21 protein-coding genes and 1 tRNA gene are annotated in these 25,848 nt (G+C 62.0%); 11 read left to right on the top strand and 11 right to left on the bottom strand.

The annotated features are described in order from the left end of the window. The first annotated feature begins 3 nt into the window (after window positions 1–3). The 3 genes from GYM54_RS13175 to GYM54_RS13165 all read left to right on the top strand — a co-directional run bounded on the left by GYM54_RS13175 (window position 4) and on the right by GYM54_RS13165 (window position 1,555). On the top strand, window positions 4–288 hold the full coding sequence (locus GYM54_RS13175) for a hypothetical protein (protein WP_023444221.1): 285 nt from the start codon (window positions 4–6) through the stop codon (window positions 286–288). A 263-nt stretch (window positions 289–551) separates the two neighbouring features. After that, window positions 552–863: a hypothetical protein gene (locus tag GYM54_RS13170; protein ID WP_023444220.1), complete on the top strand. Its 312-nt coding sequence runs from the start codon at window positions 552–554 to the stop codon at window positions 861–863. 320 nt (window positions 864–1,183) lie between these two features. Continuing rightward, window positions 1,184–1,555, top strand: coding sequence for a hypothetical protein (locus tag GYM54_RS13165; RefSeq protein WP_064480996.1), 372 nt, complete (start codon window positions 1,184–1,186; stop codon window positions 1,553–1,555). Between the two features lie 325 nt (window positions 1,556–1,880). Here the strand turns inward: GYM54_RS13165 and GYM54_RS13160 are convergent. Together GYM54_RS13160 and GYM54_RS13155 are read right to left on the bottom strand one after the other, a co-directional pair. Then, window positions 1,881–2,998, bottom strand: a protein-coding gene (locus GYM54_RS13160) for an IS3 family transposase (RefSeq protein WP_231108049.1) whose coding sequence is annotated in 2 segments (ribosomal slippage) — window positions 1,881–2,794 and window positions 2,794–2,998 — 1,119 coding nt in all. Because the reading frame shifts where the segments join, the coding sequence is not laid out codon by codon here. A gap of 453 nt (window positions 2,999–3,451) precedes the next feature. After that, window positions 3,452–3,528: transfer RNA gene (locus tag GYM54_RS13155), tRNA-Arg, on the bottom strand. 430 nt (window positions 3,529–3,958) lie between these two features. Between GYM54_RS13155 and gabD the strand changes: the two genes are divergently transcribed. The 4 genes from gabD (at window position 3,959) to GYM54_RS13135 (ending at window position 10,254) form a co-directional block, all read left to right on the top strand. Beyond that, complete coding sequence (gabD, locus tag GYM54_RS13150; protein WP_197445367.1) at window positions 3,959–5,407, top strand: NADP-dependent succinate-semialdehyde dehydrogenase; 1,449 nt, start codon at window positions 3,959–3,961, stop codon at window positions 5,405–5,407. Between the two features lie 346 nt (window positions 5,408–5,753). Continuing rightward, window positions 5,754–7,859: a 3-hydroxyacyl-CoA dehydrogenase NAD-binding domain-containing protein gene (locus tag GYM54_RS13145; protein ID WP_197445366.1), complete on the top strand. Its 2,106-nt coding sequence runs from the start codon at window positions 5,754–5,756 to the stop codon at window positions 7,857–7,859. A gap of 43 nt (window positions 7,860–7,902) precedes the next feature. After that, window positions 7,903–9,099, top strand: coding sequence for an acyl-CoA dehydrogenase family protein (locus GYM54_RS13140; protein ID WP_197445365.1), 1,197 nt, complete (start codon window positions 7,903–7,905; stop codon window positions 9,097–9,099). A gap of 12 nt (window positions 9,100–9,111) precedes the next feature. Continuing rightward, entirely contained in the window at window positions 9,112–10,254 is a 1,143-nt protein-coding gene (locus tag GYM54_RS13135; protein ID WP_197445364.1) for an acyl-CoA dehydrogenase family protein, read from the top strand. Between the two features lie 344 nt (window positions 10,255–10,598). Here the strand turns inward: GYM54_RS13135 and GYM54_RS13130 are convergent, their stop codons facing one another. Both GYM54_RS13130 and GYM54_RS13125 read right to left on the bottom strand, forming a co-directional pair. Beyond that, complete coding sequence (locus GYM54_RS13130) at window positions 10,599–11,936, bottom strand: MFS transporter (protein WP_181103303.1); 1,338 nt, start codon at window positions 11,934–11,936, stop codon at window positions 10,599–10,601. A gap of 145 nt (window positions 11,937–12,081) precedes the next feature. Continuing rightward, window positions 12,082–12,966, bottom strand: a complete 885-nt coding sequence (locus GYM54_RS13125; protein ID WP_197445363.1) for a serine aminopeptidase domain-containing protein — start codon at window positions 12,964–12,966, stop codon at window positions 12,082–12,084. 92 nt (window positions 12,967–13,058) lie between these two features. Between GYM54_RS13125 and GYM54_RS13120 the strand changes: the two genes are divergently transcribed. Continuing rightward, window positions 13,059–13,637: a TetR/AcrR family transcriptional regulator gene (locus GYM54_RS13120; protein WP_131649091.1), complete on the top strand. Its 579-nt coding sequence runs from the start codon at window positions 13,059–13,061 to the stop codon at window positions 13,635–13,637. A gap of 14 nt (window positions 13,638–13,651) precedes the next feature. Here the strand turns inward: GYM54_RS13120 and GYM54_RS13115 are convergent, their stop codons facing one another. Next, window positions 13,652–14,434, bottom strand: a complete 783-nt coding sequence (locus GYM54_RS13115) for an IclR family transcriptional regulator (protein ID WP_197445362.1) — start codon at window positions 14,432–14,434, stop codon at window positions 13,652–13,654. Between the two features lie 538 nt (window positions 14,435–14,972). Here GYM54_RS13115 and rpmB point away from each other — a divergent pair. Then, on the top strand, window positions 14,973–15,209 hold the full coding sequence (gene rpmB, locus GYM54_RS13110) for a 50S ribosomal protein L28 (RefSeq protein WP_019339373.1): 237 nt from the start codon (window positions 14,973–14,975) through the stop codon (window positions 15,207–15,209). 11 nt (window positions 15,210–15,220) lie between these two features. After that, window positions 15,221–15,376, top strand: a complete 156-nt coding sequence (gene rpmG / locus GYM54_RS13105) for a 50S ribosomal protein L33 (protein WP_025243687.1) — start codon at window positions 15,221–15,223, stop codon at window positions 15,374–15,376. 267 nt (window positions 15,377–15,643) lie between these two features. Here rpmG and GYM54_RS13100 read toward each other — a convergent pair whose 3' ends face one another. Then, a complete protein-coding gene (locus GYM54_RS13100; protein WP_197445361.1) occupies window positions 15,644–16,972 on the bottom strand; it encodes an aspartate aminotransferase family protein in 1,329 nt (442 codons plus the stop codon). Between the two features lie 200 nt (window positions 16,973–17,172). Between GYM54_RS13100 and GYM54_RS13095 the strand changes: the two genes are divergently transcribed. Beyond that, window positions 17,173–18,666, top strand: coding sequence for an aldehyde dehydrogenase (locus GYM54_RS13095; protein ID WP_197445360.1), 1,494 nt, complete (start codon window positions 17,173–17,175; stop codon window positions 18,664–18,666). 183 nt (window positions 18,667–18,849) lie between these two features. Here GYM54_RS13095 and GYM54_RS13090 read toward each other — a convergent pair whose 3' ends face one another. Genes GYM54_RS13090 through GYM54_RS13070 form a run of 5 tightly spaced genes read right to left on the bottom strand, consistent with a single transcriptional unit; the run spans window position 18,850 to window position 25,744 of the window. Next, window positions 18,850–20,250, bottom strand: coding sequence for a glycosyltransferase family 2 protein (locus tag GYM54_RS13090; RefSeq protein ID WP_197445359.1), 1,401 nt, complete (start codon window positions 20,248–20,250; stop codon window positions 18,850–18,852). After that, the gene (locus tag GYM54_RS13085) at window positions 20,247–21,371 is read right to left on the bottom strand and encodes a HEAT repeat domain-containing protein (RefSeq protein WP_197445358.1); all 1,125 of its coding nucleotides are present in this window, start codon (window positions 21,369–21,371) and stop codon (window positions 20,247–20,249) included. Before GYM54_RS13085 ends, GYM54_RS13090 begins: the two co-directional genes overlap by 4 nt. Beyond that, window positions 21,361–22,491, bottom strand: coding sequence for a YaiO family outer membrane beta-barrel protein (locus GYM54_RS13080; protein WP_181103292.1), 1,131 nt, complete (start codon window positions 22,489–22,491; stop codon window positions 21,361–21,363). Before GYM54_RS13080 ends, GYM54_RS13085 begins: the two co-directional genes overlap by 11 nt. Beyond that, window positions 22,488–22,877: a response regulator transcription factor gene (locus GYM54_RS13075; protein ID WP_131649083.1), complete on the bottom strand. Its 390-nt coding sequence runs from the start codon at window positions 22,875–22,877 to the stop codon at window positions 22,488–22,490. Before GYM54_RS13075 ends, GYM54_RS13080 begins: the two co-directional genes overlap by 4 nt. Then, window positions 22,874–25,744: a CHASE3 domain-containing protein gene (locus GYM54_RS13070; RefSeq protein ID WP_181103290.1), complete on the bottom strand. Its 2,871-nt coding sequence runs from the start codon at window positions 25,742–25,744 to the stop codon at window positions 22,874–22,876. Before GYM54_RS13070 ends, GYM54_RS13075 begins: the two co-directional genes overlap by 4 nt. Window positions 25,745–25,848: the final 104 nt, after the last annotated feature.

Raw genomic sequence — 25,848 nt, 5'->3', positions numbered from 1 at the left:
ATCATGAAACTGATCAAATGCGACAACGTGACCCCTCTGCATCCATCTATGGAGGCCCGCGAGCATAAGTACCTCAAGCATCTGGCTTCAGCTATGAGTCACTACCTTGAGAACCCCCATGGCACCGAGCTTATCTGCGTCCTCGGCTCCGGCTACGAGAAGGATAACCGGCATGCCCTCGAGACCTGGGTCGCCTACCACCGCAACGAAGTGTTCGAAAAGCGCCTGGAGGGCCGTAGCCCGCTGGACTTTCTGATCGAGAAGCTTGAAAGCTTATTGGCTAACTAAGTGCAGAAGGGGCCGAAAGGCCCCTTCATTGTTCTCCCCCTGGCAGCGGCGAGCGTGATCCATTCACCCGCCGAGCTGCGTTTGGATCAACGGTTCCACTGTCGGCAAAGCGCAACTTGAACATCCAGTCAGGCAGTTAAAGACCCGGATCAGCGTATTGGTTACTATCCAAGGCGCGAACCAGAGCACATTTTTTCTCCTGCCCGTTGATGGGCAATAGGGAGGTCGGGAGTACAGGGACAGTGGTAAAGAAGCAGTGCGTATTGGCCAGCTGGGTTGGCGGGAATGATCTCAAGGCAGTTGCAGGTGCTGAGGCAGGCCCGATTCTGGCGACGCTGAACACGGTGTCCTTCGATAGCGTCGAACTGCTCTGCTCATACCCCTCCGAGCTAGTGGAGCCCTACCTGGCCTGGCTGCGCCAGCAGGTCGATGTACCCATCACCGCGCATTACTTTTTCCTGTCTTCCCCCGTTCATTTCGGCGAGATCTACCAGGCCGCCAGTCAGCATTTAAAGCGGCTGAATACTTCCGCCAATCAGCTCTCCATTCTGCTCAGCCCTGGCGGTTCGCTATGAAGGGCATGCTTAGGCCAGCGGCTCTGCTCAGCCTAGGTTGGAGTAAGTGCAACGACTTCGGCTGCTCAGAAATTTCAGTCGCTTATGCTGGAGGGAGTAACGGTTACCGATATAAGGAGCGCGGTATGATACTGGAAAATGGGCACACTGAATTCTTCCCCGGGCGGTCTGGCAGGCTAGGCGTTACCTTGTGTAGAGGATGGGAATCGCCATATGGAACCGGCTTGGTCCTGCCGTTCAGTCTGACATCAGTAGAGCCTGGGCAGGACAGATGCTCTAGCCGTTCGCAGCTTTGGCGTGATGCGGATGGAGATTTATGGATGATCTCCTATCTCGAAGGGCCGTGCGAGTGGCTGGGCTGCTTTATGGGGCAAGACGTCAAGAGTGCTCAGGAGGCGCTTAGGGCTAACCGGGCGCGTGAGCTGCAGCCCCTTGATGCATACAGGATTCTGGCTGCAACAGATGGTCTCCCACGAGAGGAGATCGAGATCTTAGTGAGCGAAAAAGTTCGGTCAGCAGAATTTGAATGGGGGTACTTAGATTCACAGTTTTTATGGGGACGTGGGGAGCAAGAATTTTACCAAGTGTACAAATTTCGCGACGGATCAGCGCTGCGAGTCACTCACCCGGCTAGCGTGTTTTATGTGGGAATGAAGGTCATTGAGGCCTATATGGCGCCTAACCATAAGTAGGCCTATTGTGTCGGTTGGTGACGGCGGGGCTGGTCTCAAATAGGCCAGCCACCAGCATAGCTTCCACAGCCCGCTGGATCAGGTCTCGCGCTCCTTGGCGCAGCAGGTCGGTCAATGGCTTATTCATGGCGGCGTATCTGGCTGATTTGTTTGGCGACTAACAATCAACCAGATACGCCGCTTTTTTCAATTCCTCAAACACTACATTCAGTTATAACTCGTGCCGGGCGCATATACGTACAGCTGTAATCTTGCGTGTTATGCGGATTCATGTTTAATTACCCCTTGGGAGAATGGCGATGAAGATTGAATCGCCCCGGATTTCTTAGACACTTCCCAGGCTCAGTAAATGTCGCTTCTCAAACTCTACTGGTGACAGCTGGTTGTTGAAACCGTGTCGGCGTTTTGGGTTGTAAAACATCTCGATGTAGTCGAACACATCAGCGCGTGCGTCCTGCCTGGTGCTATAGATTTTTCGCCTGATCCGTTCCCGCTTCAGCAGCTGGAAAAAGCTTTCCGCTACTGCGTTGTCATGGCAATTGCCGCGCCGACACATGCTGCCAAGCAAGTTGTTGGCTTTCAGGAAGCTCTGCCAGTCGCCGCTGCTGAACTGGCTCCCCTGATCTGAGTGAATCATCACTTCCTGCTTTGGCTTACGCCGCCAAACTGCCATCAGCAACGCATCAATAGCCAGGTCGCTGGTCATCTGCGGTTTCATTGACCAACCGATTACCTGCCGCGAGAACAGATCGAGCACCACCGCCAAATACAACCAGCCCTCATAGGTGCGGATGAAGGTGATGTCCGTGACCCAGACCTTGTTGGGTTCGGTGACATTGAATCGGCGCTCCAGATGATTCGGTGAAGCCGCTGGAGGCTTACCACCATAGCGGCCCGGTCGGCGACGATACCCTGTCTGTGAGCGCAGCCCTTCCAAGCGCATCAGTCGAGCAACACGATGCTTGCCGCATGCTTCTCCAGGCTCACGCAGGTCGTCGTGGATTTTGCGGTAGCCGTACACACCGCCGCTCTCTAGCCACGCGTGCTTAATCAGTCCAAGCAGGCGTTGATCATCCTTGGCTCGTGCCGACTTCGGTTCAGCCAGCCACGCGTAGTAACCACTGGCATGTACTTTCAGCGTCAGGCACAGGCGGCGAACCGAATAGTCAGCGGATAGCTGGTTGATGAAGGCGTACTTCAGCCGCACTCCTTGGCAAAGTACGCGGCGGCCTTTTTTAGGATGTCTCGCTCTTCGGTCACGCGCTTGAGTTCGGTACGAAGACGACGCAGCTCAGCTTGCTGATCGTCCTCTTGCGCGCGCCGCTCTTGGGGCTTGCTGTAGCGCTTAACCCAGGCATACAGGCTGTGGGTCGACATGCCCAAACGAGCAGCTACCTCCGCCACTGGCAGACCTCGTTCGGTCACCTGTTTGACTGCTTCGATTTTGAATTATTCGGGATAACGCGGGTTGCTCATGACTCCTCCTAGTGGGCCGTATTATGAGGCCTGGAGGTGTCTACGAAACTAGGGGCGATTCAGATTATGTTCAGCTGTCTTATCACTTGCTGCGTTTTCCATGGTCTGGATCGGGAGCTACGTTTGTGGGGTAAGGGCTGAGCTTCTGAATTCGGCTGAGTGCAGCGCGGCTGTTTTGAGCGTATGTGCGTCGCGCGATGAGCTAGTGCTCGTGCAGGTGGCAAGGGATGGCACTCCGTCAGAGGATGCGGCACGGTATAGGCACAGAATTGGCACAGCCCGAAATACAGCCAAAAACGGTGGCCAGGGCAGTGCTCGTCGCGTCTGACGGCCGACATCGGGAGGTTCGTGCAGGAGTGGGCCAGCACGAGATTTGAATCGGCTTGAGCTTTATAAAAAAGTTTATAAAACAAAGAGATATGGCGCACCAGGCGGGATTCGAACCCACGACCCCCGCCTTCGGAGGGCGGTACTCTATCCAGCTGAGCTACTGGTGCGCATGTGTTGCGGCGGTCTATTTGACCATTAGCTGACACCCTTCTCAACTCGGTGAGTATTGCCTTCGGAGGGCAGTACTCTATCCAGCTGAGCTACTGGTGCGTTGCGGGGCGCAATCATACGCATGTCGCCCGCAGCCGTCCATGGCGGCTCGGCGGCTGGCGCCATGGTTGGGACGAGGCTGCCATGGCGTGCTGGGTCATCAGGCTGATCTATCAGGCGTTAGTTTTTTTGAACATGGTGTTGCTGCGCACAGCTACACACCACTAGGATTCGTTCGAGATATCAAACGGCGTGCGTCTCGGCAGGAACCATGAGGTTGCCTTTCGCTCTGACAGAGGTCAGGCGGTGCCCGCTGCGGATCGCCCCTTTCGGCCAACGGCCTTGGTCCATTTCCCGGCAGCATCTGCCGGCTCGAAGGAGACTGCCATGCAACTCAAAGATACCGCTCTGTTCCGTCAGCAGGCTTATATAGATGGCAGCTGGCAGGACGCCGACAGCGGCGAGACGATCAAGGTAAACAACCCGGCCAGCGGCGAAATCCTCGGTACGGTGCCGAAGATGGGGGCCGCCGAAACACGCCGTGCCATCGAAGCGGCCGAGCGCGCGCTGCCGGCCTGGCGTGATCTGACCGCCAAGGAGCGCTCGCAGAAGCTGCGGCGCTGGTTCGAGCTGATGATGGAGAATCAGGACGATCTGGGCCGGCTGATGACGCTGGAGCAGGGCAAGCCGCTGGCCGAGTCCAAGGGCGAGATCGCCTATGCCGCATCCTTTATCGAGTGGTTCGCCGAAGAGGCCAAGCGCATCTATGGCGACACCATTCCTGGGCATCAAAAAGACAAGCGCATCATCGTCATCAAGCAGCCGATTGGCGTCACAGCTGCCATCACGCCGTGGAATTTCCCGGCGGCGATGATCACCCGCAAGGCCGGCCCGGCTCTCGCGGCGGGTTGCACCATGGTGGTCAAGCCCGCCAGCCAGACGCCGTTCTCTGCGTTGGCGTTGGCCGAGTTGGCTGAGCGTGCCGGCATTCCCAAAGGCGTATTCAGTGTCATCACCGGTTCGGCCGGCGATATCGGCGACGAGCTGACCGCCAACCCGACCGTGCGCAAGATTACCTTTACTGGCTCCACTGAAGTCGGCGCCAAGCTGATGGCTCAGTGCGCACCGGGCATCAAGAAGGTCTCGCTGGAACTGGGCGGCAACGCACCGTTCCTGGTGTTCGACGATGCTGATCTCGATGAGGCGGTGAAGGGCGCAATGCAGTCCAAATACCGTAACGCCGGGCAGACCTGCGTCTGCGTCAACCGCATCTATGTGCAGAACGGTGTGTACGACGAGTTCGCCAAGAAATTCCAGGCCGCGGTGGAGAAACTGAAAGTCGGCAATGGGCTAGAAGAGGGCACCGACATCGGCCCGCTGATTGACGACCGCGCGGCGGCTAAGGTCAGGGAGCACATAGAGGATGCCGTCGCCAATGGCGCCAAGGTGCTCACCGGCGGCAAGGCGCATCAGATGGGCGGTAGCTATTTCGAACCGACATTAATGGTCAATGTGCCGCACGGCGCCAAGGTGGCCAAAGAGGAAACCTTCGGGCCGCTGGCGCCGCTGTTCCGCTTCGAGGATGAGGCTGAGGGCATCGCCCTGGCCAACGACACCGAGTTCGGCTTGGCCGCGTACTTTTACGCCCGTGACCTGGGCCGCGTGTTCCGCGTGGCTGAGGCCATCGAGTCGGGGATGATCGGCATCAACACCGGAATGATCTCCACCGAGGTGGCGCCGTTCGGCGGCGTGAAGTCGTCCGGATTGGGGCGCGAAGGCTCGAAGTACGGCATCGAGGATTATCTGGAGATCAAGTACCTCTGCCTGGGGCTGTAAAACTAGCGGTATCACGAGGAGCCAGTTCCCGTTCGGGACTGGCTCCTTTTTGTTTATGGCGGCTTATCCCGCTGGTCAATATCTTGAGCTGGCGGCACCCAGTGGCGGTTTTGTCTGCTGTCATCAGCAGGTCGCGTTGACGCGTGAGTCTCGCTGGCGCATCGATTAGGTGCGAAAACAGGCGAAAAGACGACGTCCGGTGCGCTAGGCAGTTATGGCGGTTGCCAGCTGAAGCGATTGTCACCAGTCTCTCGACATGCAGAAATGAGTCTATTATTCTGCTGTGCGAAACAAGATTCCGTGAAATAACAAATCCAATTCATCATTTCACAAGCGGAGGCCTGCCATGACGGATGTCGTACGGCTCGAACTTCAGGGCGAGATTGCTCTGATCACGGTCAACAACCCCCCGGTCAACGCGCTCAGCCATGTCGTGCGCCAAGGGCTGCTGCAGGCGTTTCAAAGCGCCGAAGCGGACGCGCAGGTTCGCGCCGTCGTGCTGGTCTGCGAAGGCAACACCTTTATCGCCGGCGCCGATATCAAGGAATTCGGCAAGCCGCCGCAGGCGCCGAGCCTGCCGGAGGTGATCGAGGTTATCGAAAGCAGCAGCAAGCCCAGCGTTGCGGTTATTCATGGCACCGCCCTGGGTGGCGGGTTGGAAGTCGCATTGGGCTGTCATTACCGCATCGCACGCCGCGACGCCAAGGTTGGGTTGCCGGAAGTGAAGCTGGGGCTGCTGCCCGGCGCTGGCGGTACGCAGCGACTGCCGCGTCTGGCCGGGGTCGCCAAGGCGCTGGACATGATCGTCAGCGGCACGCCGATTGGCGCCGCTGAGGCGGTGGAGCACCACATCGTCGATGAGGTATTCGAAGGCGACCTGAGAGGCGCCGGTCTGGCCTATGCTCGTCGCATGGTCGAAGAAGGCCGCGCCCCGCGCCGCAGCGGTGAACAGACGCGCGGTCTGGAAAACGCCGACAACGAGGCGCTGATCCGCGCCAAGCACGCCGAAGTGGCCAAGCGCATGCCGGGGCTGTTCTCGCCGCTGCGTTGCATCGCGGCAGTCGAGGCTGCGACGAAGCTGCCGCTGGCCGAAGGCCTCAAGCGCGAGCGTGAGTTATTTGCCGAATGCCTGAACTCGCCGCAACGCGGCGCGCTGATCCATTCTTTCTTTTCCGAGCGTCAGGCAAGCAAGATCAACGATCTGCCATCCGATGTGAAACCGCGGTCGATCAATACCGCCGCGGTGATCGGCGGCGGCACCATGGGTGTCGGTATTGCCCTGTGCTTCGCCAACGCCGGTGTGCCGGTGAAGCTGCTGGAGATCAATGAAGAAGCGCTGCAGCGCGGCCTGCAGCGGGCTCGTGATACCTACGCGGCCAGCGTCAAGCGCGGCAGTCTCACCGAGGAAGCGATGGAAAAGCGCCTCGCGCTGGTCACCGGTGTCACTGAGTACGGCGCGCTGGCCGACGTCGACGTAGTGGTCGAAGCCGTGTTCGAGGAGATGGGCGTCAAGCAGCAGGTTTTCGAACAGCTGGACGCGGTGTGCAAGCCCGGTGCGGTTCTCGCTTCGAACACCTCATCGCTGGACCTGAACGCCATCGCCGCCTTCACCAAACGACCCGAAGACGTGGTCGGGCTGCACTTCTTCAGCCCGGCCAACGTCATGCGCTTGCTGGAAGTGGTGCGCGGCGAGAAGACCAGCCACGAGGTGCTCGCCACTGCCATGGCCATCGGGAAGAAGCTGAAGAAAGTCTCGGTGGTGGTCGGCGTCTGCGATGGCTTCGTCGGCAATCGCATGGTCTTCCAGTACGGCCGCGAGGCGGAGTTCCTGCTGGAAGAGGGCGCCACGCCGCAGCAAGTTGACGGCGCGCTGCGCAATTTCGGCATGGCCATGGGGCCGTTCGCCATGCGCGATCTGTCGGGCCTCGACATCGGCCAGGCGATCCGCAAGCGTCAGCGCGCTTTTCTGCCGGCGGACCGCGATTTCCCGACCGTTTCGGACAAGCTCTGCGAAGCCGGCATGCTGGGGCAAAAGACCGGAACCGGCTATTACCGCTATGAGCCGGGCAACCGCACGCCGCTGGAGAATCCCGAGTTGGCGCCTATGCTCGAAGCTGCCTCCAGCGAAAAGGGCATCGAGCGCCGCGAGCTGGACGAGCAGTACATCATCGAGCGGACCATCTACGCGCTGGTCAACGAGGGCGCGAAAATCCTCGAGGAAGGCGTCGCTCAGCGTTCCAGCGACATCGACATCATCTACCTCAACGGTTACGGCTTCCCGGCCTTCCGTGGCGGCCCGATGTACTACGCCGACAGCGTTGGCCTGGACAAGGTGCTGGCGCGGGTCAAGGAACTGCACGCACGTTGCGGCGACTGGTGGAAGCCAGCGCCGCTGCTGGAAAAACTGGCCGCCGAAGGCCGCACCTTCACCGAATGGCAGGCCGGGCAATGAGCACCGCCCGCCTGCAATCCGAACGCACCATGAGGACCTTCCCATGAACGTCAACTACACGGCCGAAGAGCTCGCCTTCCGCGATGAAGTGCGCGCCTTCCTGACAAACGAGCTGCCCGCGGACATCGCCGCCAAGGTCAAGCTCGGCAAGCACATGTCCAAAGAAGACCACCAGCGCTGGCAGCAGATTCTGGTCAAGCGCGGCTGGTACGCGCCGGGCTGGCCGGTGGAGCTGGGCGGGACCACCTGGGGCCCGGTCGAGAAGCACATTTTCGACGAGGAATGCGCCGCCTTCGGTGCGCCGCGTAGTGTGCCGTTCGGCGTCAACATGGTCGCCCCGGTGATCATCAAGTTCGGCACCCAGCAGCAGAAGGATCACTACCTGCCGCGCATCCTCGATGGCACCGACTGGTGGTGCCAGGGCTATTCCGAGCCGGGTGCCGGTTCCGATCTGGCGAGCCTGAAGACCCGCGCCGTGCGTGACGGCGACCACTATGTCGTCAACGGCCAGAAGACCTGGACCACCCTCGGCCAGCACGCCGATTGGATCTTTTGCCTGGTGCGTACCGATCCGGAAGCCCAACAGCAGCGCGGCATCAGCTTCCTGTTGATCGACATGAGCACGCCGGGCATCAGCGTGCGGCCGATCATCACCCTGGACGGCGATCACGAAGTTAACGAAGTTTTCTTCGACAACGTCCGCGTGCCGGTGGAAAACCTCGTCGGCCAGGAAAACCAGGGCTGGACTTGCGCCAAGTACCTTTTGACCCACGAGCGCACAGGCCTGGCCGGCATCGGCGCGTCGAAGGCGGCGCTGGCACATCTCAAGCGCATCGCCATGAAGGACGTCTGCGACGGCAAACCAATGCTCGAAGACCCGCTGTTCCGTGCCCAGGTTGCGGAAGTCGAAATGCAGCTGATGGCCATCGAGATGAGCACCCTGCGCATCCTCGCGGCAGCGAAGGAGGGCGGCGTGCCCGGTGCCGAGTCCTCGATCCTCAAGGTCAAGGGCACCGAGATCCGCCAGGCGATCACCCATCTGTTGCGCAAAGTCATCGGCCCGTATGCGCTGCCATTCCTCGACGAGGAGCTGCAGCTGGACTACGACGGCGAGCTGCTGCACGCCGATTACAGCGCGTCTATTGCAGGGGACTACTTCAACATGCGCAAGCTGTCGATCTTCGGCGGCTCCAACGAAATCCAGAAGAACATCGTCTCGAAGATGATTCTCGAGCTGTAAGGGGGCACCGCAATGGACTTCAAACTGAGTGAAGAGCAGCAAATGCTGCAAGACACCGCGGCGCGCCTGGTGCGCGACGCCTACCCGTTCGAGCAGCGCGAGAAATTCAGCGAATCGGAGTTGGGCTTCTCCGCCGAGTTCTGGTCGCAACTGGGCGAGCTGGGCCTGACGGCCGTGCCGTTTGCCGAAGAGATCGGCGGCTTTGGTGGCGGCGGCGTGGAAGCCATGCTGGTCATGACCGAACTGGGTCGGGGCCTGACGCTGGAACCCTACCTGCAATCGGTGATCTTCGGCGGCGGGTTGCTCAATCAGCTGGGCAGCGACGCGCAGAAGCAGGATTTGCTGCCGCAGGTAGCTGCTGGCTCGTTGCAATTGGCGGTGGCGTTCGAAGAGCCGCAGAGCCACTACAACCTCAACGACGTGCAGACCCGTGCCGAAGCGGTCGATGGCGGCTATCGCTTGTCCGGCCGCAAGGCCGTGGTGATCGGTGGGCACAGCGCCGGGCAGATCATCGTCTCTGCGCGCACCTCCGGCGACAGCCGCGACGAAGCCGGGATCAGCCTGTTCCTCGTCGACCCGAATGCCCAGGGCGTCAGCCGCCGCGTCTACCCGACCATCGACGGGCGCAAGGGCTGCGAACTGTTTCTCGACAACGTTCAGGTCACGGCCGACGCCGTGCTCGGCGAGATCGGCAGTGCGCTGCCGGCGCTGCGCTACCAGCAGGGCCGCGCCATCGCCGCGCAGTGCGCCGATGCGCTGGGCAGCATGGATGAAGCCTGCAAGCTGACCCTCGACTACCTGAAGACGCGCAAGCAGTTCGGCGTACCGATCGGCAAGTTCCAGGTGCTGCAGCACCGCATGGTGGACATGCAGACCGAGTTGGAACAGGCCACCAGCATGGCGATCCTTGCCGCAACCTTCGCTGATGGTGAAGACAACGACGACCGGCGTCGCATCATCGCCGCCGCCAAGTACATCTGCGCCCGCGCCGCACGCAAGGTCGCCGAAGAAGCGATCCAGCTGCACGGCGGCATCGGCATGACCTGGGAATACAACCTCGCCCATCACGCCAAGCGCCTAGTGATGATCTCCCACCAGTTCGGTGATGACGACCATCATCTGAAGGCGTACGCGAAGTTGATGCAGGTGGCGTAAGCCGCTAGTTACAGTACACGCGACCGGGCCATTGGCCCGGTTTTGCTTTCCAGCAACTTGTATGACATTGAGTGGCGCCACCAATGGCTTACGGGCGGTGGGCTAAAGCCCACCCTACGATGTGGTTCTGCGCCCGAGCATGTAGGGCGGGTGTAACCCGCCGCCCGCCGGGCATGCCGGCGAGTTGTATCGGCGATATGACGCGGGCCGGCACAAGTTCAGACGCGAGCGGCGCTTTCGTAGGGTGGGCTTTAGCCCACCAATGGCTCGCTGGCGATGGGCTAAAGCCCACCCTACGGTATGGTTCTGCGCCTGAATGTAGCGGATGTAAATCGCCGCCTGGATCAGGTGTGGCTCGTACTCTGCGGCTTCCACTCCTGCAGCCGGTCCAGGCTGCCGCGGTAGTGCTTGAGGCCTAGGCCTAGCAGGATCATGGCGCCGACCAGGGCGATGCCGGTGACGATCAGCAGCGAGTAGCGCAGGGCGTTGTCGTCGCCGAAGACGAAGTCGGTACCCAGCGCCACCGCGGTCGGGCCGATGCCGAGGCCGACCATGGTGATGACGAACAAGTACACCGCCGAGGCTTGGCCGCGCATGGAGTTGGGCATGATTTCCTGGATCGCTGCCGGGCCGACGCCAAAGGGCATCGCAATGGTGAAGACGTGCAGGGCGATCAGGGCCAGCGCCAGTTCGCCGCTGCCGGCGAGGTAGGCGAAGTTAAGCGGCAGGGTTAGCGCGGCGGAGATGATGCCCACCCGTAGCGGCGCGTCGCGGTAACCGCGGCGGTGCAGCAGATCGGACAGCCGCCCGCCGGCGATGATGCCCAGCGAGCCGGCCACCGCCACCACGGAGCCGTAAAGCACGCCGACGTCGCTGGCCGACCAGCCGTAGGTGCGAATGAAGAAGGTCGGTATCCACGCCGAACTGCCATAGGCCGCGAAGGCCAGGCAGGCGAAGCCGAAGTTGTGGCAGAGCACGGTGCGACGGTTCTGTTTGATGTAGCCGGCCACTTCGCTCAGCGGCACCTCGACCCCGGCGCCGACACCCTTGCGCGACGGCTCGCGGATCAACAACAGTACGGCGGTGAACAGCACTCCGGCCGCACCGAGCACGAGGAAGATCAACTGCCACGGGCGGACCATGCCGATGATCGGCAGCAGCACATCGCCCTGCGCCGAGGCGAACTTGACCACCAATCCGCCGAGCAGAAAGGCCAGCCCCGAGCCGATGTAGATGCCCATCGAGTAGACGCTCATCGCGGTGCCGCGTAGCTTGGGCGGGAAGCTGTCTGCGATCAACGAGTAAGCCGAGGGTGACAACGCGGCCTCGCCGACGCCCACGCCGATGCGGAACACCAGAAATTGCCAGAACGTCCGGGCGGTGCCGCACAGCGCGGTCATCAGGCTCCAGATCAGCACGCCAACGGCGATGATGCCGCGCCGGCTCTTGCGATCGGCCAGGCGTCCGATGGGCACGCCGCAGATGGTATAGAACACTGCGAAGGAGAAGCCCATCAGCAGGCTCATATGGGTGTCGGTGATGTCGAGATCGCGACGGATCGGCTCGACCAGCAGGTTGAGAATCTGCCGGTCGACGAAGGACAGGACGTAGGCGAGCATCAGGATCGCGACCGTTATCCAGGCGCGGGTGCTCGAGGGGTAGCCATTATTGTTGTTGTCCATGGCAGGCTCCGAATTGATGGATGGCTGTAATCAGCGCACCTCAAATGTCGTCGGAGTTCAGCCGTCCGGCAAGTTCAATAAGCCCTATATATGTTTCGAAATATGGTCGTGTCGTTCCGCAGTGCAAAACATACGGTTTGCTGCGTTAGGCCACCGTCCGGCTTTCCTCAGGTGCTAGCTCTGGCAACAACCAGCGTAACCACAGGGTTGGTGCGAAGGATTTGCGGAAAAAGCCGAAATGGCCGATGCGATCCACGCCGATCTCGCTTGGAGCGATCCGTCGCAGGTTCTTCGGCGCGGATGTGTAGAAGCCGTGCAACGACTCGGTATTGCGTGCCGACATCATCTCGTCGTCGGTGAACGACAACGACGTCAGCGGCGTCCGCACGGCGTCGAAGGCGTGGCGCACGGGATCGCCCTCGACGCCGACCAGATATTCAGGATGTAGGCACCAGCGGCGCCACTGACGGATCACCCCGGCGGGCAGGTCACCGACCGCGCCAATCCGGCCACCGGGAAAATACCCGGCCAGCGCGGTGAGAACCGGCGCCAGGCCATGCCAGAGTAACCAGGCCTTGCGACGAATCTGTGGGCTGTTCTCTCGCCAATAACCGCTACCCGCGGCGATGGTGACGATGCGGGTGAGCCGCTCATGGCCCTTCACCAAGGGCAGGATTTGCGCGCCGACGCTATGGCCGATCCAGTACAGCGGCAGATCGCTGGCCGCTTCGGCGACTTCTGCCAGTACCGCGCTGGCGTCATGGCGGGCCCAGTCGAGCACGTCCACGTCGAGCTGGCGCAGTGGAACCCGGCGGGACAGACCCGTGCCGAGGTAGTCGAAGGTGACCGCCAGAAAGCCCTGCTCGGCGAGCCAGCCGGCGAAATCGGCGTAAAAGCGCTGCTCGACGGCCATTGCCGGTGCGACCAGCACGGCGCCGCGTGGCGTGCCGGCTGGGCGGTACCAGTAGCTGAAAATCAGATGGCCGTTGCCGTTGTCGATGGTGCGCGCCTCAGTCTGTATCGTCGCCATGTTTATTCTCCGGTCTTTTTGTATGGCCTGGATCGGTGCAGTATACGAACGGCAGAAAGTAATTCTAGAAAAATATTCTAGCTGGAGTCCGGATGGCCCGTAGTAGCCGCAAACAGGAAATCCTTCAGGCCGCGCTGGCCTGCTTTACCGAACATGGAGTTGAAGCCACCACCATCGAGATGATCCGCGATCGCTCCGGCGCCAGCATCGGCAGCCTCTATCATCATTTCGGCAATCGCGAGCGGATCATCGCCGCGCTTTATCTTGAAGGCATCGGTGAGTACGCCGCGCTGTTGGAAGCAGGGCTGATCGAAACGCTGGATGCCGAAGCCTGCATCAAGCTGTTCGTCACCTGCTATATCGACTGGGTGGTGGCGAATCCGAACTGGGCGCGCTTCGTCCTGCACAACCGTGGGCGGGTCGAGGCGGGCGAGATGGGCGAGCGGTTGCGAGAGGTCAACCAGGCCCATGGCGAGCGGGTCGGTGCGATCCTGCGCCGCCACCGTGAAAGCGGCGCCTTTCGCCGAATGCCGGGCGACTGCTTTCTAGCGGTGGTGATCGGACCCTGTCACGACATGGCGCGCAATTGGCTGGCCGGGCGTTCACGCACCGCCCTGGCCGATTGTCGCGAACTGCTCGCCGAGATTGCCTGGGCGAGCGTCAAGGCCTAGCGCGTCGGTGCGGGTCAGACGCCGAGGCTTTCGATATCGCGAGCCAGCATTTCCAGCTGGTGCGCCAGCGAACCCCTGAGGGTTTCTTCGCTGAGTTGGAATGAGGGGGCACCGCAGGTCAGCGCCATGACGCTGCCGTCGGCCAGATGCAGTGGCACGCCAGCGGCTTTAACGTTGCGGTCCCAGTCGCCCAGAGACAGGCAGAACCCATGCTGGCGGTATTCCTCGAAGGACACTTCCAGCGACTGCTTCATTGTTGGCCAGTCTTCGCCATACTTGGTTTCCAGCGCCGCCATCAGGTGCTCACGTTCCTTTTCCGGCGTGGCGGCGAGAAAGGCCCTGCCCGCTGCGGTGGTGGCTAGCGGCAGGCGCACACCGGCGTCCATACGCAGCGTCGAAACCTCGGCGGGGCGGCAATTTTCGATGTAGATCATCGACAGCCGGTCGCGGCAGGTCAGGCCTACGGAGGTGTTGGTGCGGCGAGAGAACTCATCCATGTACGGCTTGGCCAGCTGACGCACGCGCAGATTGGATACGTAGGCATAACCCAGGGCCAGCACCCCAGAGTCGAGTTGATACTTCTCTAATTGCTGCGAGTAGCTCAGATAGCCGAGCTTGGTCAGCGTGTAGGTCATGCGCGACACCGTGGGCTTGGGCAGCCCGGTGATGCGTGCGATATCCTGATTGCCCATCACTACCGAGCCGTGGGTGAAGGCGCGCAGCACATCCAGCCCGCGAGACAGGGCCTCGACGAATTTGCGGTCCTTGGGGGTCTCGGTGTCTTCAATGTCGCTCATGGTGATGTCGGTCTGTCTAGTAGTGGGCAGCGGGCGCGAACGATAGCAGATAGCCTTGATGGCCGGCAGCGCGGCCCGGTGCGTCTGGTTGTAGGAAGCTTATTCCATAGTAGCTCATTAAAGCGATCTTGCATTCCGCACAGTAAAACAATGGTTCGTTTTTCATGGAAAACGCTTGGCGGCTACTAGAGTTGACTGGAACAGGCGGGCCGCTGGTTCCTAGATGGTATTCGCCGAGCGACTTCTATCTATATAACTGAGTGGCAGCCGGCGAAAAGCGACGAACGGCGATGTATGCCGTCGATGCCGGGCCTGCTCGGTCTCCAGCCCGAATGCGAGAGACAGAAAAGCCACACCGCGCTTGTTGCTCGGGGGGCTTTCTGATATAAAGCAGCGCTCTTTTCTAGGGGCCCGGTTTCTTCGCTTGCTGCGTAGCCGGTAAGACCCCAACGAAACGTGGCGCTGAGCGCCAAAAGACAAGTGAATTCAAGCGGCCAACCCATGCCGGGTTGGGCATGTGGTTTTAGAGGGCTGAGGCATGTCGAGAGTCTGTCAAGTTACCGGTAAGGGTCCGGTAACCGGGAACAACATTTCCCACGCGAACAACAAAACCCGTCGTCGTTTTCTTCCGAACCTGCAGCATCATCGCTTCTGGGTCGAGTCCGAGAACCGCTTCGTACGTCTGCGCCTGACTGCCAAAGGCATGCGCGTTATCGACAAGCGCGGCATCGACGCCGTTCTGGCTGAACTCCGCGCTCGCGGCGAAAAGGTTTAAGGAGAACTATCATGCGTGACCTGATCCGTTTGGTGTCCAGCGCCGGTACCGGCCACTTCTACACCACCGACAAGAACAAGCGCACCACCCCCGACAAGCTCGAAATCAAGAAATTCGATCCTGTCGTGCGCAAGCACGTGATGTACAAGGAAGCCAAGATCAAGTAATTGATCGGCCCTTGAAGGAAAAACCCGCCACTCGGCGGGTTTTTTCGTTTTGGCGTGTTGCTTTGTTCAGGCTGCCAGGAAGCCAAAAAGCTTCGCCCCGAGGGCGGGCCTCCCACAAAGGCAACAAGCACTCACCGTATCGTTTTGTGAGAGGTGCGCCCTTGCGGCGAACGGGCGCAGGTGTGCCGGCGAAGCAGCGCTTTTGCACTGAGGCCGGCCCGCCTACAAACCCAGCATGACGTGTCGGGCCATTCGCTTCGGCGTCTGTCAGGCAGCCTTGCGGATCGCATCGGCGAGGCGTTCGATCATCGCGTCGATGTGTTCGCGCTCGACGATCAGCGCCGGTGACAGAGCGATGGTGTCGCCACTGGCGCGGGCCAGCAGACCATCCTCGAAGCACTGACGGAACACCTCGTAGCCGCGCTTGCCAACGCCATCGACATGGGTGGCGAACTGAATACCGCCAACCAGCCCCGCGGTACGGATGTCGGTCACGTTCGGCAGCTCCTGCAGGCTGAACAGCGCATCCTGCCAGTAGCGCTCCATCTCAATGGCTTTCTGGAACAGATTTTCCCGCTGATAAATCTCCAGAGTCGCCAGGGCCGCGGCGCAGGCCACCGGGTGGCCCGAATAGGTGTAGCCGTGGAAGAACTCGATGACGCTTTCCGGGCCCTGCATGAAAGCATCGTGAATCTGTTCGGAAACCAGCACCGCGCCCATTGGAATCGCACCATTGGTCAGGCCCTTGGCGCAGGTAATGATGTCCGGCGTGACGCCCCAGCGCTGGGCGGCGAAGGCCTCACCGATGCGGCCGAAACCGGTGATCACCTCGTCGAAGATCAGCAGGATGCCGTGCCTGGCGGTGGTCTCGCGCAGGCGCTGCAGATAGCCCACCGGCGGCAGTATCACGCCCGCCGAGCCAGACATGGGTTCGACGATCACGGCGGCAATGTTTTCCGCGCCATGCAGCGTGACCAGCCGCTCCAGCTCATCGGCTTTCTCGGCGCCATGTTGCGGCAGACCACGGCTGAATGCGTTGCGCTGCAGATCCAGCGTATGCGGCAGATGATCGACGCCCGGTAGCAGCGAATTGCCGAACGCCTTGCGGTTGTTGCCCATGCCGCCGACCGAAATGCCGCCAAAGCCGACGCCGTGATAGGCCAACTCACGACCGATCAACCGGGTGCGGCTGCCCTGGCCGATAGCACGTTGATAGGCCAGGGCGACTTTCAGTGCGGTGTCGGCCGACTCGGACCCGGAGTTGGTGAAGAATACCCGGTTGAGCCCGGTCGGGCTGATCTGCGCCAAACGTTCGGCCAGCTCGAAGGGCAGTGGATGACCCATCTGAAAGGTCGGCGCGAAATCCATCTGAGCGATCTGCCTGCTCACCGCCTCGGTGATTTCCCGGCGCCCATGACCGGCATTGCAGCACCAAAGCCCCGCCGTTCCATCGATCACCTGCCGACCGTCGCTGTCGGTGTAGTACATGCCTTCGGCGCGCTCCAGCAGGCGCGGGCTGCCCTTGAACTGGCGATTGGCGGTGAAAGGCATCCAGAAATGTTCGGCAGAGGTGGCGGGGTGCAGATCGTTAGCCATGACTAGCTCCGGAAGGGCAGGTTTGACGACTATGCTGTAACGCGACGTCATTGCAGACGCACAGCGGCATCGGCGAGTCTATGTTTAATAAATCGAACAAAACAAGGCAAAAGCCGCGCCTGCGTAAAAAATATTGATAGGGCTGGCGCCGCTGGTTTAGGGTGCCTTTCTGATTATTCGACTGTTACCGAGGACGCCCCATGACCACCCTGACACTCGCCGATTGGCAACAGCGTGCCCGCGACCTGCGCATCGAAGGCCGGGCCTTCATTCAGGGCGAATACACCGCATCCAGTGCTGCCGCCAGTTTCGATTGCATCAGCCCGGTCGATGGTCGCGTACTGGCGCAAGTGGCGAGCTGCGACGAAGCCGATGCCGACCGCGCCGTGCTCAGCGCGCGGATGGCCTTCGAATCGGGTGTCTGGTCGCGCCTGGCTCCGGCCAAGCGCAAGGCGGTGATGATCCGCTTCGCCGACCTGCTCGAAGCCAACGCCGAAGAGCTGGCATTGCTGGAAACCCTCGATATGGGCAAGCCGATCAGCGATGCGCTGGGCGTGGATATTCCGGGTGCGGCGCGGGCGCTGCGCTGGAGCGGCGAGGCGATCGACAAGATCTACGATGAGGTGGCGGCGACTCCGCACGACCAGCTAGGGCTGGTCACCCGCGAGCCGGTCGGTGTGGTGGCGGCCATCGTGCCGTGGAACTTCCCGTTGATGATGGCCTGCTGGAAGCTCGGCCCGGCGCTGGCCACCGGCAATTCGGTGGTGCTCAAGCCCTCCGAGAAATCGCCGCTCAGTGCGATCCGCATGGCGCAATTGGCGATCGAGGCGGGCATTCCAGCCGGCGTGCTCAACGTGCTGCCGGGCTACGGTCACACCGTGGGCAAGGCGCTGGCGCTGCACATGGATGTCGATACGCTGGTGTTCACCGGCTCCACGCGGGTCGCCAAGCAATTGATGATCTACGCTGGCGAATCGAATATGAAGCGCGTCTGGCTGGAGGCCGGCGGCAAGAGCCCGAACATCGTGTTCGCCGACGCGCCGGACCTGGCGGCGGCGGCGCGTTCGGCAGCGAGCGCCATCGCCTTCAACCAGGGCGAGGTCTGTACCGCCGGCTCGCGGCTGCTGGTGGAAAGTTCGGTCAAGGAGCGCTTCCTGCCGATGGTGGTCGAGGCGCTCAAGGGTTGGAAGCCGGGCAACCCGCTGGATCCGGCGACCAATGTCGGCGCGCTGGTCGATACCCAGCAACTGGATACCGTGCTCGGCTACATCGAAGCCGGTCGCAACGATGGCGCACAAGTGCTAATCGGCGGTCAGCGGACCCTGGAAGACACCGGCGGGCTGTATGTCGAGCCGACCATCTTCGATGGCGTTAGCAACGCGATGAAGATCGCTCAGGAGGAAATCTTCGGCCCGGTGCTGTCGGTGATCACCTTCGATACGGCGGCCGAAGCCGTCGCCATTGCCAACGACACCCCGTATGGCCTCGCCGCGGCGGTGTGGACGGCGGATCTGTCCAAGGCGCATTTGACGGCCAAAGCACTGCGGGCTGGCAGCGTCTGGGTCAACCAGTACGACGGCGGCGACATGACCGCGCCGTTCGGTGGCTTCAAGCAGTCCGGCAATGGCCGCGACAAGTCGCTGCATGCCTTCGATAAGTACACCGAGCTGAAGGCGACGTGGATAAAGCTTTGATGGAGCAACTGGTAGCTTGAAGCGGGAAGCCAGATGCCAGCAGGGTGGATGTCGCTACATCCACCCTGCTGCCGTGGATCGGTGAACCGTGACCGCACATGAAGCTGAGCAGTAGCCTTCAGGCTATGTAGGCAAACCTTGGACGTTGTTCAGCCCCGCGCCAGTCTATTCGCTTCCAGCTGACTACTGCCCCCAGCGCCCGCTGCGGCGCATTGCGCCCCACTGATGTTTGCGTCGTGAAAACCATTGCCACAGCCCGCGGCAACGCCAGAGTGTGTTCAACTGGCGATAACCGAAGTTTTCCAGCACGGCCATGATGAACAGCCGCAGCATATCGCGGCGACGTTCGTAGACGCGGAACGACATGGTTTCCAGCAGCAGGCCATTGACTGACAGCAGGATGCCCATGCCGATGGCCACCAGCAGGAAAGCAGCCAACGCCGGGTAGGACACCACCCCGAGTACGAACCCGCTGATCATGAAACCGTAGCCGACCACCTCGATCAGCGGTCCCAGCCATTCGAACAGTGCCATGAACGGCCAGGCCAGCCACCCCGGTGTACCCCCGCGCCGGCTGAAAGCGAGGCGCGCGTGACGGCCAAGACTCTCTGCCAACCCGCGCTGCCAGCGGCTGCGCTGGCGGCCAAGGGTGCCGATGTCTTCCGGGCACTCCGTCCAGCAGATCGGGTCGGGCAGATAGCGGATGCGGTAGGGAATGCGTCGCTCGCGATGGTAACGATGCAGCCGCACCACCAGCTCCATGTCCTCGCCGACCGTGTCGGTGCGATAGCCGCCAACCGCCATGACCCGCTCGCGGTCGAACAGGCCGAAGGCTCCTGAGATGATCAGTACCGCGTTCATCGGCGACCAGCCGAGGCGACCGAAGAGAAAGGCACGCAGGTATTCGACGATCTGAAAGCGCGCCAGCCAGTTGCTTGGCAGTCCAGCGCGGATCAGGAAGCCGCCGCGTACCTGCGAGCCGTTGGCAATGCGCACGGTGCCGCCCGCGGCGATGGTGCGCTCGTCTTCGAGAAAGGGCTGGACCACCCGCAGCAGGCTGTCGCGCTGGAGAATGGAGTCGGCATCGACGCCACAGAACAACCCGTACCGCGCGGCATTGATGCCCGCATTCAGCGCGTCGGCCTTGCCGCCGTTGGCTTTGTCGATTACCCGTAAATTGGCGTAGCGCCGCGAGCGATAGATGGCCTGCACCGGCTGATGGGCCACGGCCTGGCGAAGCGGCTCGGGATGCGGCACCAGTTCGAACTCGTCGATCAGCACGGCCAGGGTGTTGTCCTTCGAACCATCGTTGATGACCACGACTTCGAATTCTGGGTACTGCAGCTGCAGCATCGACCGCACCGAGGTACGGATCGTCGCTTCCTCGTTGAATGCTGGCATCAGTATCGAGACCGGCGGCTCGACGCCGAGATAAGGCGCGATCTCCCCGGTTTCGGCGCGCTGACGGATGTAGCTCGTCAGGCTGACCATCGATAGCAGGTTAAGCAGCAGATACATGCCGTTGAGCAGCAGGAAATAGAGGATGAAGCCCAATTGCAACCACCACAGCCAGTCGATGCTCATCGGCGCACCTCGGCGATAGCACGGCGCAGTGCGTCCTGTCCGTAGCGATCTTCCACCTGCGCGAGCAGCGCTTGGAGCCGTTCGGGCGTGTTGCGTGGCAGCGTTGCCAGACAGTCCGCAGCGGTTTGACGGACCCACCAGCTGTGATCGCCAAGCAGGGGCAGGAACAGCTCGCTGTCGTCATCGCGCGCCTGCTTGTGCAGCGCTTGCAGTGCCCCCAGCCGAACATCGGCGTGGCTGTGCCTGAGCGCGCGTAGCAGCAGGGGACGGTCACGCGGATCGCCCAGTTCGCAAAGGCAGCGCAACGCGATCTGCAGCTGCTCCGGCGCGGAGTCCTCTTCGAGTCGTACCCGTGCCCAGGGCGCCGCATGGCGGGGATCGCCATGGACCAGCAGCGGGATCAGCCGCTCGCGGCGCGGGTCTTCGGAGCTCGACAGCGTGATCAGCAGCGGCGTGGTGACGGCCTGTTCGCCGGCTTGCTGGCAAAGGTTGGCCAGACGTGGCAGCGCCCAGTCGGGACGTGCCGCGGCGGCGGGCAGGATCAGATGCATCGCGCGGGCGGCGTCCATGGCGATCAGCGTCTGCGCCGCGGCCAGCGAGACGATCATGTTGCGACTCATGAGTAATGGCTGCACCGCCTCCCAGTGGGCCGGGTCGGCCAGATGGCGCAGGCAGGTCAGGCCGATCAGTTTGCGCTGCACGCGCCCGCGTAGCAGTGCCAGCGCCCTACGGTCCATGTTCAGCGCGACCAGCGCACGATTCATCCGCTCCCGCGCCGCGCCGCGCAATTGAAGCTGGGTGCGGTTCCATTGCAGCAAAAACCACAGCTGGCGACCGCGTGGTAGCACAGGCAAAGGCTCGGGCAGCGTATCGCCGAGGCTGCAAAGGGCGAAAAAAGGACGCCATTGGTCGTTGAACTGTTGCCGTCGCGCTGAGCGCCGGCGGGCCACCTCGCCCAGCAGCAGTACCTGCAGCATCACCAGCAAGGTGAGCCCGGCCAAGCCTAGCGCACAGTAAAGCGCCAATTGCAGCATGGCATCTTCCGGCCAGACCGCCCGCCACGCCTGGCGCGGCGATTCGCAGAGCCAGGTCGGGCAGTTCGCCACGAACTCAAAAAGCATGCCGCAGACCGAGTTGCAGCCAGCGGCGCGTGTAGTAGTCACCCTGGCGGTGGTGGCCGAGCTCCCAGGACAGCGCCCAGTGGCGGTCCAGCCAATGGCGGCCTTGCAGGCTGATGGCACGCACATCGCTGGTAATCAGCTGCTGCTCCTCGACAGCTTCTTCCTCGCCGACCGTCAGGCGAAGGCCGGCATAGCTGAGCCCAGCGTAGTAGTAATCCAATGCCAGATCGTGACCGATCGGCGTTCCTGCGTTGGCCACGTCGGTGACGTTCAGCGTGTAACCGGCGCGCCAGGAGTTCCAGTAACGCTCGGCGCTAAGGGCCAGACGATCGACTCGGGTCGTTTCGTACTCGGTACGCCGAATGCTGGCGGCACCGAGAAAGCCGGCTGGTAGGCGCCGTTGCAGACGGACATCGGCGTGCCACTCAGGCAGGAAGTAAGGCGATGGCTGATAGCCAATCTCCGATTGCAGCGTCCAGTTTTCGTCCAGCGGGATTACCGCGCCGGCTTCGGCGCCCTGGTCCCATTCGCCGAAACGTTGCTCGCGCAGTAGCGCGCCGTACCAGCCGAGGCCTTCCGGTTGCGTCGAGGCGTAATCCAGACGCTGGCTGCGCCAGTTGTCGAAGCCGCTGTCTAGCCAGTCCTGGCGGGCCGACAATTCGAGCTCGTGGCGTCGCTGGGTCGGCGCAGTAGCAGCTGGCGCGGTGGCGGTAACCGGTGAAGTCAACGCGGCACGTGCCTGCTGCATCACCTGTTGGACCTCGACGTAATCTGGCGCTGTCTCCGCTGCCCGCTCCAGCGAGATCAATGCCCTCTGCGGCCGTCCGGCCCAAAGCAGCGCCTGGCCCTGACCGAGCAGGTAGTCGGCATTGTCTGGGGCGCGTTGCAGCAGCCTTTCATACAGCGGCAGTGCCTGCTCGGGCGCGCCCTGCCAGGCGAGCACGCGTGCCAGCAGAAATTGCGCTTCGCTGTCGTCGGGCTGGTGTGCCAGATGAGCTTGTAGGGTCGCCTCGGCAGCATCGAACTGCTGCGCCTCGACCTGGCGCTGGGCAGTGGAAAGATCGGCGATCGCCAGCGATGGCAGCAGGGAAACGGTTACCAAAAGAGCCAGTCGTTTCATCGCGGCCTCCTTAACAGGCGGCGGATACGCGCCAGCAGCTCCTCCGGCTGGAAGGGCTTGGTCACGTAATCATCGGCGCCCAGCTCCAGCGCCCGAACGATGTCCACTTCGCGGGCCTTGGCGGTAAGCATCAGCACTGGCACGCGGTCCCAGCCAGGTTGCGCCCGCAGCCGTTCGATCAGTTCGAGACCGTCGTGGTAGGGCAGCATGATATCCATCAGGGTCAGGTCGGGTGGCGCCGAGGCAGTGATCTTTTCGATGGCCTGGCGACCATCTGCGGCATGTTCGACGGTGAATCCGTGCCGCTCGAGCATGAAACGGATGAGGAAGGCGATATCCTCCTCGTCCTCCACCATCAGAATGCGCTGGGTGCCGGAATCACTCATGCGTTGACCTCGTCAGAATCGGAAGTATGGCCAGGTGGCCAGTGTTGGAGCATGTGCTGGATCAGGTTGGCCAACTCGTGGCCGTCGTGGCGCGATTTGATCAGCTGGCGCATGGCCAGGCGACTGTCATGCACAGGCGAGTCCAGCGCGGAAAAGATGATGACCGGCGGGGGTGGGACGGTTTTGGCCAGCTGATCGAAGAGCTCGCTGCCGTTACCGTCGGGCAACATCAGGTCGATGATCGCCAGGTCGTAGCGTTGCGCGGCGATTCGCTCGCGGGCTTCGGCCAGGGTGGCCGCGCCCTGCAGATCAATGTCCAGCGGCGCGATCTGCCGTGCCAGCAATATGCGCAGATCCTCGTCGTCCTCGACGTGCAGAATCCGCGGGCGAGCGTCGCTGGTATCCAGGCAGGCGCGAACCACCTCCATCACCCGCGATGGGTCGATCGGCTTGTGCAGCCAGTCGATCACGCCCACTGCGCCGCCGCGCAGCGCGCCGTCGTCATTGTCGCGCCGCTGGGGTTGCAGGCTGACGATGAGCACCGGCAGGTGGCGATAGGCGCTCTGGCTGCGCAAGTTGTGCAGAAAGGCAATGCTGTTCTCATCGCTCAGCGCGGGGCTCAAGGTCAGGGCCTGGATGCTGTATACGGCCAGCAGGTCGCGAGCCTGGACTGCTGTCTCAGCGATCAGGGTCGAGTAGCCATGGTGTTGCAGCGCATTGGCCAGCTGTTCGGCAGCGGGCGCATCGGGTTCGAGTACCAGAATGCGAGCCGCGGAACGCTGTGCACTGGTGGCCGATATTGGCTGGAGTGCCGCAGGCGGGCTCGCGGGCTGGTGCGGCGGCAACGGCAGTCGCAGCCAGAACCGCGTGCCCTGGCCCTCTTGCGAGTCGAAGCCGATCTGTCCGTGCATCTGCTGTACCAGCGAACGGGTGATCGCCAGCCCCAGCCCGGTGCCGCCGCGCTGGCGCGTATCGGACGAATCGGCCTGAGCGAAACGTTCGAATATGCGTGAGCGGAAGCTTTCCGGGATGCCCTGTCCCTGATCCTGGATACCGATCTCCAGGTCACTGCCGTCGCGATGCAGATCGACGCTGACCACGCCGCCGTGAGGCGAATGTTTGATCGCGTTGGACAGCAGATTGGCCATCACCTGGGCGAATCTGTCCGGGTCGACGGTCGCCTCGATCGGCCCGGTGTCGTCCGGGACCACGAGCGCCAGGCCGACGCCATAGTCATCGCCGTATGGCTTGAGATCCAGCAGGGTCTGTTCTAACAGCGCGCGTACATCGCAGCGGCTGTAGTGGAACGACAGATGCCCCGCTTCGAGCTTTTCGATGTCGAGAATGTCGTTGATGAGGCGTACCAGACGCTCGCTGTTCTTGTGCGCGATATCCAGCAAAGGCCGCGCGCCCTCACCGATCTCACCGGCCACGCCGCCGACCAGCATGCCCAGCGCGCCGCGAATGGCGGTCAGCGGCGTGCGCAATTCATGGCTGACGGTAGAGATGAACTCACCCTTCATCTGTTCCACGCGTCTGCGCAGCGAAATATCGACCGCAACGGTAACGATATGGCAGGCGCCATTGGTCATCGTCATGGGCCGCTTGACCACTTGCAGCCAGCGCTCGTGGCCGTGCACATCGGTGATGTTCACTTCGGTGATACGCAACTCGCCGCCGCCGCTCAACAGTTCGGTTTCGCCTTGCAATAGCGGCAACAACAGCTGTGCGCCGGTAATCTCGTCGGCTCGATGCTGCTCGATGGCTTCGGGTGAATAATCGAGCAGAGCGGAAAACGCGCGGTTGCAGAGCACGAAGCGGCCAGTCTCGTCGCGTACGAAAATCAGGTTTTCATTGGTATCGGCGACCCGTCGCATGTAGGTCTTTTGATCTTCGAGGGTATCCCGGCTGCGCTGCAGTTCGGTGATGTCGCGGGCGATGGCCAAGTGGTCGCCGAGCCCGGTAGGCGCCAGCCGTACCTCGAATATCCGTTGCCGTTCGAGCTCGCACCAGGTTGTATGGCGCAGCTTCGGAGCGTCGTCCGCCTGCGGCAGCAACCCTGCCAGCAATGGCTCGATTGCCCCAGGCGATGGGCCGCGCCTGTCGTTCGGCTGGGACAGGGCAGATACCCGATGCGCGTCATCAACGGCGTAGAGGTTGTCCGGAATCGCTTGCAACAGCGCGCCCAGGCGCGCCTCGCCGGCTTGCGCCTTGACCGTCAGCGCCTGGCGCAGCCGTAGATTGCGCCGGACCGACCACATGGCGGCGAGAAACAGGATGACCACCAGCAAACTGCCGATCAGCGCGAATTGCCGGTTGTGCTCGACGGTCTCGGCCACGGCGCGGTTGCCCGCGGCGAGGTGACGGCGCTCGTGTTGTTCCACCGCGGTGAGCAATACTCGGAGCTGATCCATGACCTCTTTGCCCCCGGCTTGCGCGAGGTAGGCGGCTGCGGTTTGCAAGCCGGTATCACGGCGCGTCTGGATATTGTCGGCGGCGATCAGCAGGCGCTCGGCTATTTTTTCGTCGAGCCGGTCGAACCATGGCGGGGCGGGGTATGTGGAATCGCGGGTGAGCATCTGTAGCCTGCGGCGATGCTGCTCCAGCTGCATCAGGCCGCGCTCGTAGGGCTCCAGGTAGGTGCGCTCGCCGGTTAGAACGAAGCCACGAACGCCGGTCTCGATATCCTGCAGCGACGACAGTATCGCCTGGGTAGCCGTGATGACTTCCAGGCTGTGGTTGACCGACTGGTTGGCTTCCAGCAGCGCTTCCTGACTGCGCTTGCCTTGCCAGCCGAGTGCGACGAGCAGAACGAAAGCGACCAGGAAAGCGAGTGAATGCCAGCTTGTCGCGGGCTTTGCAGGCAAAGCGGAGCTCCTTTCGCCGGTAACGTTTGTCAGTGTCGCGGCGAGTGGGTTCGCAGCATTCGGCGTGAAGATACCCAATCGCCAGCTTCAGGCAGTTTTAGTTA

The sequence above is a fragment of the Pseudomonas sp. MTM4 genome (assembly GCF_019355055.1).
Classification (GTDB): Bacteria; Pseudomonadota; Gammaproteobacteria; order Pseudomonadales; family Pseudomonadaceae; genus Stutzerimonas.
Note: the sequence above shows the minus strand (reverse complement) of the source record. Positions and strands in the feature narration are given on the sequence as shown.